We start from the raw sequence: 988 nt of genomic DNA on the forward strand, positions 1-988 counted from the left end.
TGTTGCTAAGTCTAGATTAGTCTAGGATCTTAGATACAACACCAGCACCTACTGTACGACCACCTTCACGGATTGCGAAACGAAGACCTTCTTCCATCGCGATCGGAGCAATTAGCTCAACTTTGAATTTAAGGTTGTCACCAGGCATTACCATTTCTACGCCTTCTGGAAGCTCTACAGCACCAGTTACGTCAGTTGTACGGAAGTAGAACTGTGGACGGTAGCCTTTGAAGAATGGAGTATGACGGCCACCTTCATCTTTAGATAGTACGTATACTTCTGCTTCGAAGTTAACGTGTGGAGTGATTGAACCAGGCTTAGCTAGTACTTGACCACGTTCAACTTCATCACGCTTAGTACCACGTAGAAGAACACCAACGTTCTCACCTGCACGGCCTTCGTCAAGAAGCTTACGGAACATCTCAACACCAGTACAAGTAGTCTTAGTAGTATCTTTGATACCTACGATTTCTACTTCTTCACCAACCTTGATGATACCTTGCTCAACACGACCAGTTACAACTGTACCACGGCCTGAGATTGAGAATACGTCTTCAATTGGAAGAATGAACGGCTTGTCGATTGCACGCTCTGGCTCTGGGATGTATGAATCAAGCGCTTCACCAAGCTCGATGATTTTCTTTTCCCACTCTGGGTCGCCTTCAAGCGCTTTAAGAGCTGAACCTTGGATAACTGGTAGGTCATCACCTGGGAATTCGTATTCGTTTAGAAGTTCACGAACTTCCATTTCTACTAGCTCTAGAAGCTCTTCATCGTCAACCATGTCACACTTGTTCATGAATACGATGATGTAAGGAATACCAACCTGACGACCAAGTAGGATGTGCTCACGAGTCTGTGGCATAGGGCCATCAGTCGCAGCAACTACTAGGATACCACCGTCCATCTGAGCAGCACCAGTGATCATGTTTTTAACGTAATCAGCGTGTCCTGGGCAGTCTACGTGCGCGTAGTGACGAGTAGGAGT

1 protein-coding gene is annotated in these 988 nt (G+C 46.2%); it reads right to left on the minus strand.

Features of this window, described 5'->3' with window-relative positions; translation table 11 throughout:
* Nucleotides 1–16: 16 nt before the first annotated feature.
* Nucleotides 17–988: elongation factor Tu (gene tuf, locus ACX5KA_RS09895; protein WP_458731017.1), on the minus strand; the 972-nt coding region annotated here is incomplete at its 5' end.

It is taken from the genome of Alteromonas alvinellae, assembly GCF_902705805.1.